This window comes from Luteitalea sp., from assembly GCF_044337415.1.
Lineage (GTDB): Bacteria > Acidobacteriota > Vicinamibacteria > Vicinamibacterales > Vicinamibacteraceae > Luteitalea.
The window spans coordinates 37,782-43,784 of record NZ_JBIINP010000026.1 but is presented as its reverse complement, the minus strand read 5'-3'; the positions used below and the strand labels follow the sequence as shown (position 1 = coordinate 43,784).

Here is a 6,003-nt window from a genome sequence, read left to right as displayed (position 1 = left end):
TGGCGCGGCGAGGGCTGGGGCGCGCACCTGCCGGAGGTGGCGATCCTCAGCGTGATGTTCGCGGCCGGCACGGCGATCGCGGCGCGCGTGTTCAGGTGGGAGTGAGGGAACGGCAGTCGGGAGTCGGGAGTCGGCAGTGCACAGCACCTGTCGGCAGTCGGCAGTCGGGAGTCGGCAGTCCTGGCTTACGGCTGGCTGGGTGGCGGCGACGGGACGGTCGGCGCGGGCCCGGGCCAGGGCACGGTCCACTCGATCGGCGCGTCTGGCGGCACCCCTACCGGCCTGAGCCCGGGCGAGGCCTGCAGGTCGCTCCAGCGCAGGCGGCCATGCACGCCCCACGGCAGGATACGAACACGTCGCGCCGACGGCTCCACCCGCACCTCCACGAAACTCTGGAAAAACGGCGCCTCGTTGGAATCGAACAAGGCCGACAGCCACTCGGCCGAGAACGGCCACGCGCCGAGGTCGCGCGTCCACCACCACGCCGGCCGTCGCCACCACGGCGTAGACGATGCGATCTTGTCGGTGACGGCACGGCGCCCCGGGTAGAAGCCCCAGCGACGAGTGGCAGGGGTCTCGGGCCAGGCCAACGCGGTGCCGAAGCTGAGGTACGCACCGCCGCCCCCATTGACCCAGTGGTACATCGGCGCGGCAGTTCCGCCCGCGCCCGCCGGTTCTTCGTAGTACTCGAGGTCGTGCGTGTCGCCAGCCATCACGATGGCCGCGCCGTGGCGACGCAGCAGCGCGTGAATCGCGGCGAACCCCGTCGGATCATCGTCGTCGGGATCGGCCAGGTACTGCCCGCCGGCGTACAGCGGGTGCCCCAGCACGGCCATCACGAACTTGCCGCGCGCGGCCTGCAGCGCCGACTCGAGCCAGGCCCACTCTTCCTCGTCCACCCGACGCGCCACGCCGGTGTCGACGGCAATCAAGGCGAAGTCCTCGGTCTGCACCTGGAAGAACGGCGCCCGCTGCTTCGCCACGGTGATGCCGTACTCGCGGCCCAGCCGAGCCGCCTTGGCGATCAACGCCTCGATGTCACCGTCTGTCGTGGTGGTGATCCGGCCGTCGACCTCGATGCGGGCGCGCATCGCGAGGCGCGCGGCCGACGGCTCGAGGAACGTCGCGGCAAACCCCTCGAGCGCGTCGTACCAGTCGTGGTTGCCCGGGATGGCGTAGATCGGCACGCGCACGCCCTTGAACGGCAGCCAGAAATTCGCCTCGTAGTTGCGCATCGCCCCGGTGGGGTACACCACATCCGACGAGAGCACCACGAAGCGCACACCCGGCTGCCCCGCAGCCTGCCACAACGAGTCGCGCAGCACGTGCTGCGACGCGTCGCCCTCGCCCGTGTCGCCAATCACGAGGAACCCGAAGTCGCCGCGCGCCGGCATGTCGGTGGGCGCCACGGCGAACGCCTGCGCACCGGTGCCCACGGGCAACCCCGCACGAACGCGCTCGATCATCTCCTCGCGCCACGTGTCCGTGCGCGCCTCGGCCCAGGAGTTCCACACGCCCGCCGCCCAGTTCTCCGTGTCGAAGTACCAGCTCATGCCCCACACGGGCACGGTGGCCGCGATGACCGCCGACACCGGCAGCCCGATCCGCAAGCCACGGCGGATCGCGGTGCGGGGCGAGTACCGCGCCTGGCGGAGCCGGATGGCGAAACGCAGGCGCGCATCGAGCCAGAAGCGCGCGATGCGCTGCGCGGCCCGCGCCAGCCGGGACGGCCAGGTGCCGAGCGAGAGCCTCCACGCCGCACGCTCGAAGGGACGCGTGATCTTGCGGAACCCGACGCGCGCCGGGACCACCACGAACGCGGCGACCAGCAGCGCGATGCACCAGTCACCGAGCACCGCGACCGTCGGGGAGAGCAACCCGACGAGCGTGCGATCGAATCCCATGCGGCCGGCGTGCAGCGCGAACAGCGTGGCCGTGAACCCCACGATCCACTCGCGGTCGAAGGGGCCGCGTGCGAGTTCCTCCTGTTCGATGCGGTCAGCGACCACGAGCATGTCCGGATGCTCGGCGAGGCCGATGTCGACGAGCGCCCGGTCGCCCGCGTCGGTCGGCGCGAGCACCGGGGAGGCCAGGACGTTCCAGGCCGATCCGAGGATGCGCAGGAACGCCGTGATCGCGATCGTGATCGGCTGGACGTGGTTTCTCAGCAGCAGGATGGCCAACCCGAGGACGAGATTGGCCAGCAGCGGCAGCAGCCACAGGCGGTAGTCGGCCGCGGCCTGCGGCGCGCGCATGGCCACGACGCCGCGCCAGGCGTAGCGCAGGGCGTCGAGCAGGAACCAGCCACCCAGCACCACCATGAAGGCGCCGGCGACCAGCGAGCCGCCGCTGAGGATCAACAGGCCGAGGGCGGCCGTGCTCGCGCCGTTGGACCAGGCCGCGCGCGCGTCGGCGTTGCGGGCACGCCTGAACCCGTCGTAGACCTCGAGCAGCCCGGCCAGCACCAGGAAGAAGCCGACGCGGTGCATCGTCGTGCCGCTGGCGAGCGGCGCGATGAGCGACAGCCCCGCGAGGACGAACAGGGCCACGCCGACCCCGCGCACGTGCGAGGCAGGCGGCGACGGCGGGGAGTCTGGGGACGGCGACACGGTCGGGCTCGGCCCATTAGGCCGAGCCGGTCAGGTGCGAGTCAATAGCCGGGCCGTGATCAGGCATCGAACGCGACCGGCCCCCGTCGCATCCGAGGCCTCGACCTACTTCAGCTCGCGCAGCCAGATGTTGCGGAAGCTCAGCGGCTCGCTGGGATCGCCGTGGGCCTGGAGCTTGATGGGCGTCGGCCCGTGCGCCTTGTACGACGGCTTGCCGATGTACACGGTCTCGCCCGTCAGCTCGTAGCCGTACTGCACCAGCACGCCGTTGTGCAGCACCGTGACACGGGCCGGCGACCTGAGCGTCCCATCGGCGTTGAACCCAGGCGCCGTCCAGATCACGTCGTACGTGTTCCACTCCCCCGGCTTGCGCATCGCGTTGGCCAGCGGGATGGCCTGCTTGTAGATGCTGGCAGCCTGACCGTTCGAGTACGTCCGGTTGCTGTAGGAGTCGAGAATCTGCAGCTCGTAGCCGGCGTCGCCGCCACCCGTCGATGCCAGGAAGAGGCCGCTGTTGCCGCGCGCCTGGTCCTTCCCGGTGATGTTGGCCGGCACCCGCCACTCGATGTGCAGCTGATAGCTGCCGAACGAGCGCTTCGTCTGGATGTTGCCCACCGGCTTGTTGACGGTGAAGACGCCATCGGCCACGGTCCAGCCCGCCGGGCCGCCGCCCTTCACGTTCACCCACTCGTCGAGGTTCTTCCCATCAAAGAGAACGATGGCGTCAGACGGTGGCTCGGCTATGGTCGCGCCCGGCGAGACGACCCTGGGCTCGGGCTCCCACACCTCGGTGTCCTTCGGACTGGGCTTGGGGGTGGTCGTGGACTGCGGCTGTTGCGCGGCGAGGGACGCGGCGAGCAGCGTGGCGCACAGGCACGTTGCGGACAGGATGATTCGAGTCGTCATGGCTGTGTGGCGAATATAGCGCACCGGCTCGCCTGAGCCTGACGGGCCCGGCTCACGGGACAGGAACGCGAAGCCGGTCGAGCGAGGGCGTGCGTCGCACGAGGACACCGTCGGCGGCAGCCAGGCCGAACCACGCCCAGTTGGCATCGTAGTACCGGTCGTCGACCCGCATGAGCTGATCGAGGGCCTCGTCGCCGAGCTCCCGCGCGCGCCAGCTGCGGGCCCGATCCGGCACGACGCGGGTCATGGCCGGCAGGAAGGCCGCCGGGAAGCTGAGGGAGGTCTGCGTGGTGAGTGGCGTGCCGCCAGCATCGTAGCTGGTGACGAAGCGGCCATCCCTGGCCACCACGGCCTCGACGTGCCGCGCCAGGGTCGCCGACAGGTTGCAGGCCCGTGGGTCCCGCTGCAGCTGGCACGCGAGTTCGAGCCGCCAGGCGATGCGGATGCTGTCGAACGAGAACGTGCGCCCGAGCATGTGTCCCTCTGGCAGCGGCGACAGCGCCCCATCGGCCGAGACCATCGCGAAGTCGACGGGCAACGCCAGGGCGCCGGCCCCGAGCGCCTGCCCCAGCAGGCGGTAGTTGGCATCGGCGGCCTGGTCCCAGCGCCCCTCGGGATCGAGCCGCGCGAACCAGGCAAACGCGTAAGGATAGAAATACGAGAGATTGACGATGCGCTCGGCGCGCGCCCAGTTGCCGGCCGACGGACACCAGGCCTGCGCGACCGGGATGCCGGTGTGCATCCGGATGGCCCGCACGAGGGCCGCCGCACGCGAGGCGTACTCGGGCTCGTCGAAGGCGATCGAGGCCAGGGCCAGGGCCCACGCAATCTCGATGTCGCCGTCGGTGGCGGTGTTGGCGTCGCGCACCCGTCCCGTGGCCGGGTCCCAGAGCCAGGCATGCAGCCCATCCGGGCGATCCAGGTGCGCGTCGGTCCAGGCGAGCACGCGCGTGAACGTGGCGCGGTCGCGCATCCACACCGCCCGGACGAGTGCGTAGGACTGCGCCTCCGACGACACCTGCCCGTCGCGCAGCGGATCGACGACGGCTCCCGATGGCTGGACGTACGTCGCGAGGTAGCTGGACCACAGCGCGTCGAGGCGGGCGTCAGGAGTGCGCAGCGTCCTGCCCGTACGGCACGCGGTAGAGGCGCCGAGCGCGAGGACCAGGAGGACGCCTGCCGCGATCGTCCGCATCACCGTCCGATGGGCACCTGCACATCCACCGTGACCCGCTGCACGCGGTAGGCCATCTTGCGATCGTCGAAGACCATGCCGGACGCCCCCACTGACACCGGGCCGACGTCGCGACGGACGCTGCCCACCGCCGCGTAGCCGAAGCCCGTGCGGCTCTCGCTGCGAAGGTACTGCGGCGTGGCCGAGACGTCGACCTCCCAGGCGCCCCGGCGCACGATGGCCCGCAGCGTCGCCCCCGCCGTCACCTGCTGCTCGGGACTGAAGTAGCGCGGGTCGGACCGTTCCCACTGCTCGACGTACCCGTAGGGCTGCAGGGCGACCCAGGTGTCACGGCGGCTCGAGAGTGGCACCTGGTACTGCAGGTACGCCTGGGCCTGGCGGTTACCGTCGCTGAAGGTGCGCGCCGCGACGTTCCCCTGCAGTTCCTGGTGATCCGTGATCGGCAGCACGGCGCCGACGCGGAGCCCCGTCGCATGGAAGTCGCCGGGGATGCGTGCGAGATCGGTGATGCGGTTGTAGCGCATGCGCGCATCCCACGTGTCGGCCCGCCACGGCGACTCGCGGAACGCCTCGACCTGCACCGCCTGTCCGCCGGTGTGGTGCCAGGCCCCGTCGACGCGCCAGAGGGGCTGCGTGGCACCGCGCGCCTGTTCGATGCCGATCTGGCCGCCCAGTGTCGTGCGCTCGGTGGGAAACAGACGGTCGATCACGATCGTCGCGGCCGAGCGGTCGAAGGCGGTTGCGCCCTGACTCACGCGCCCCGTGGCCCACTCCCCGGCGAGGCGTGCCCGATCGGTGGGCCGAAGCGACAGTCGTCCGGCCACGCTCGCGTGCCGGAAGTCGTTGGTGTCCCAGAACACCTCCGTCGGGATAGCCGCCACCGGCCGACGTTCCGCGCCGAGCCCCTCGAGCCGCGATGCCGCGTCTTCGGCGCCCGCGCGAGATGCGTCCGTGTAGTTGGTGCGGGCACGCCAGAGGTCGCCCCGGCCGTGCGCCAGGTCGCCACGCGCCAGCCAGAACTCCCCTGCCGGCGTGGCCCCACGGGCCAGCGCCTCGCCGAAGCGCACGTAGGCGTCGAGCGTGCGTCCACGCGCCTGCGACGTGCGCGCGAGCCACGCGAGCCACTCACCCGTGATCGGCGCCGACGCGCGGGTGTCGTCCAGCAGGTCCTCGAGCAGTGCCGCCGCTTCGCGCGGCTGCCCGGCCAGGTGTCGTGCCTGCGCCTCCACGTACATGGCGTCGGCTCGCACACCGGCATCGGCACGCGCCCGCGAGGCCCACAGGGCCGCATCG

General features: G+C 71.4%; 3 protein-coding genes. All 3 read right to left on the bottom strand.

Translation table 11 applies throughout. The features are described from left to right. Positions 1-185 precede the first annotated feature (185 nt). Complete coding sequence (locus tag ACIRDX_RS07020) at positions 186-2,609, bottom strand: metallophosphoesterase family protein (protein ID WP_396624691.1); 2,424 nt, start codon at positions 2,607-2,609, stop codon at positions 186-188. A 105-nt stretch (positions 2,610-2,714) separates the two neighbouring features. Further along, positions 2,715-3,515 (bottom strand): DUF1080 domain-containing protein, encoded by an 801-nt coding sequence (locus ACIRDX_RS07015; RefSeq protein WP_396624690.1) that lies wholly within the window; start codon positions 3,513-3,515, stop codon positions 2,715-2,717. Between the two features lie 52 nt (positions 3,516-3,567). Continuing rightward, a complete protein-coding gene (locus ACIRDX_RS07010; RefSeq protein WP_396624692.1) occupies positions 3,568-4,710 on the bottom strand; it encodes a glycosyl hydrolase family 8 in 1,143 nt (380 codons plus the stop codon). Positions 4,711-6,003 lie beyond the last annotated feature (1,293 nt).

What these genes read in the sequence shown, in the direction of transcription:
- ACIRDX_RS07015 (WP_396624690.1), bottom strand. Translation starts at nt 3,515, where the DNA reads ATGACGACTCGAATCATCCTGTCCGCAACGTGCCTGTGCGCCACGCTG.
- ACIRDX_RS07010 (WP_396624692.1), bottom strand. Translation starts at nt 4,710, where the DNA reads ATGCGGACGATCGCGGCAGGCGTCCTCCTGGTCCTCGCGCTCGGCGCC.